A 3,051-nucleotide genomic window follows, 5' to 3' on the forward strand; every position below is an offset into this window, starting at 1 on the left:
CCGCTACACCCCTCCGGATCCGCCGTAGCCGCTACTGCCGCCAACGGTTTCGCCATTCGCGCCTTCCTTCGGCGCAGGAAGAACCATTCTTCGAAGGACAAAGGCAACCACGCCGACAAACACCAGCAACAGGATTCCGATGTGCATCCATCCGGTTGGAGTCATCTGAGCCTGGCACTTCTTCCGTGTCTTGGAAGTCAATTCGGTAGCACACAGCGGAAGCGATCGCCATGACCGACATCGCCACTTACAACTTCGCCTATCTCGACGAGCAGACCAAGCGGATGATCCGCCGCGCGATCCTCAAGGGCATAGCCGTTCCCGGCTATCAGGTGCCGTTTGCCTCGCGCGAAATGCCGATGCCTTATGGCTGGGGCACCGGCGGCGTCCAGGTCACGGCTTCGATCATCGGCCCGGAAGACGTGCTCAAGGTCATCGACCAGGGCGCCGACGACACCACCAACGCGGTTTCAATCCGTGCGTTCTTCAAGAAGGTCGCCAATGTCGCCGTCACCACCGAGACGGCCAAGGCGACCATCATACAGACCCGCCACCGCATTCCCGAACATCCACTGGGCGCGGGCCAGGTGCTGGTCTATCAGGTGCCAATTCCCGAACCGTTGCGCTTCCTCGAACCGCGCGAAACGGAAACGCGCAAGATGCATGCGCTGGAGGAATACGGCCTCATGCATGTGAAGCTCTACGAGGACATCGCCAGGCACGGCCGCATTGCCACTACCTATGCCTACCCGGTCAAGGTCGAGGGGCGCTATGTGATGGATCCCTCGCCAACGCCGAAATTCGACAACCCAAAGATGCACCGTTCGCCGGCTCTGCAACTTTTCGGCGCCGGCCGCGAAAAGCGCATCTATGCGCTGCCGCCCTTCACCGATGTGGTCAGCCTCGATTTCGAGGACCATCCGTTCGAGGTGCAGACCTTCGACCAGCCCTGCGCGCTGTGCGCGGCCGAGAACGTCTATCTCGACGAGGTCATCCTCGACGACCATGGCGGCCACATGTTCGTCTGCTCCGACACCGACCATTGCGAGAAACGGCGCGAAGGAGGCCATCGCGGCCGTCTTGCGCCCGAAACGATGGAGCCGGCGCAATGACCGACGAACCACTGCTGCGCGTTTCCGCGCTATCCAAATTCTACCGCTCGCGTGTCGGCTGCGAAAACGTCACATTCGACCTTTGGCCGGGCGAGGTGCTGGCGGTGGTCGGCGAATCCGGTTCCGGCAAGACGACGCTGCTCAACTGCCTCTCGACCAGATTGCTGCCGAGTTCCGGCACCGCCAGCTACCGCATGCGCGACGGTCAGTTCCGCGAACTCTACCGCATGAGCGAGGCCGAGCGCCGCTTCCTGATGCGCACCGACTGGGGCTTTGTCCACCAGAACCCCGCCGACGGGCTGCGCATGACGGTGTCCGCCGGCGCCAATGTCGGGGAGCGGCTGATGGCGGTCGGAGACCGCCACTATGGGAAAATCCGCGCCACTGCGGTCGACTGGCTGTCGCGCGTCGAGATCGACGAGGACCGCATCGACGACGAGCCGCGCGCCTTCTCCGGCGGCATGCGCCAGCGCCTGCAGATCGCCCGCAATCTCGTCACCGGGCCGCGGCTGGTGTTCATGGACGAGCCGACCGGCGGCCTCGACGTTTCCGTGCAGGCGCGTCTGCTCGACCTGTTGCGCGGCCTGGTCACCGATCTCGGCCTTGCGGCAATCGTCGTCACCCACGACCTCGCAGTGGCACGTCTGCTGTCGCAACGCATGATGGTGATGAAGGACGGCCGCGTCGTCGAAAGCGGCCTCACCGACCGCGTGCTCGACGATCCGCGCGCGCCCTACACGCAGCTCCTTGTTTCTTCCATATTGCAGGTGTGATCATGGCAACCCCGCTTGTCGTTTCCGATGTCGCCAAGAGCTTCACCATGCATCTGCGCGACGGCATCAAACTGCCTGTCGTTACCGGCGTGTCGTTCTCGATCAGATCAGGCGAGTGCGCCGTGCTCGGCGGCCCTTCCGGCGCCGGCAAGAGCTCGATCCTGAAGATGCTCTACGGCAACTATGCGGTCGACGAAGGCCAGATCATCGTCCAGCACGAGGACGGGCTCATCGATCTCGCGACGGCGAGCCCGCGCACCGTGCTTGCCGTGCGCCGACTCACGATCGGCTATGTCAGCCAGTTCCTGCGCACAGTGCCGCGCGTCTCCGCCCTCGATGTCGTCGCCGAACCGCTGGTCGAGCGCGGCGAGGACCGTGAAGTTGCGCGCGGCAAGGCGCGCGCCTTGCTGGGGCAGCTCAAACTGCCGGAAAAACTCTGGGCACTGCCGCCGGCGACCTTTTCCGGCGGCGAACAGCAGCGCGTCAACATCGCGCGCGGCTTCATCACCGAGCACCCGATCCTGCTGCTCGACGAGCCGACCGCTTCGCTCGATGCCAGGAACCGCGATGTCGTGATTACGCTGATCGCGGCCAAGAAGGCGGCCGGCGTCGCCCTGCTTGGCATCTTCCATGACCACGACGTGCGCGAGGCGGTAGCCGACCGCGTCATCGACGTGACCGCTTTTGCCGCCGGGAAAATCGCCGCATGACGCGAAAATTGTCGGAAACGCCGCTGGTCCACGAGACAGCGGAAGTCGAGAATTCGACGCTTGGCCGCTGGACCGAAATCGCCGAACGATGCCGGGTTTCGGAGAGCACGATCGGCGACTATTCCTACATGATGCAGGACTGCGGCGTCTGGTGCGCGACGATCGGCAAGTTCGCCAACATCGCCGCCAATGTGCGCATCAACGCCACCAACCACCCGACGTGGCGGCCGACGCTGCACCATTTCACCTATCGCGCCTCGGATTATTGGGACGACGCCGAGCACGAGAGCGAATTCTTCGCCCAGCGCCGTGCCAGACGCGTCACCATTGGCCACGACACCTGGCTTGGCCACGGCTCGACCGTCCTGCCCGGCGTCACCGTGGGCGACGGTGCGGCGGTCGGCGCCGGTGCGGTGGTTTCGAAGGACGTTGCGCCCTACACCATCGTCGGCGGCG

The 3,051-nt window shown here is 64.3% G+C and carries 4 protein-coding genes; all 4 read left to right on the forward strand.

The genetic code is table 11. The annotated features are described in order from the left end of the window. Nucleotides 1-230: 230 nt before the first annotated feature. Nucleotides 231-1,112, forward strand: a complete 882-nt coding sequence (locus EOA85_RS31190) for an alpha-D-ribose 1-methylphosphonate 5-phosphate C-P-lyase PhnJ (protein ID WP_127212297.1) — start codon at nucleotides 231-233, stop codon at nucleotides 1,110-1,112. After that, nucleotides 1,109-1,885, forward strand: coding sequence for a phosphonate C-P lyase system protein PhnK (gene phnK, locus EOA85_RS31195; protein WP_127212298.1), 777 nt, complete (start codon nucleotides 1,109-1,111; stop codon nucleotides 1,883-1,885). The genes EOA85_RS31190 and phnK overlap by 4 nt, the downstream gene beginning before the upstream one ends. Nucleotides 1,886-1,887: 2 nt before the next feature. Continuing rightward, nucleotides 1,888-2,595 (forward strand): phosphonate C-P lyase system protein PhnL, encoded by a 708-nt coding sequence (gene phnL, locus EOA85_RS31200; RefSeq protein ID WP_127212299.1) that lies wholly within the window; start codon nucleotides 1,888-1,890, stop codon nucleotides 2,593-2,595. Further along, the coding region (locus tag EOA85_RS31205) for a DapH/DapD/GlmU-related protein (protein WP_127212300.1) at nucleotides 2,592-3,051 on the forward strand (460 nt) is incomplete at its 3' end. The genes phnL and EOA85_RS31205, both read left to right, overlap by 4 nt.

The organism is Mesorhizobium sp. M5C.F.Ca.IN.020.29.1.1, assembly GCF_003997375.1.
GTDB classification, from domain to species: domain Bacteria; phylum Pseudomonadota; class Alphaproteobacteria; order Rhizobiales; family Rhizobiaceae; genus Mesorhizobium; species Mesorhizobium wenxiniae.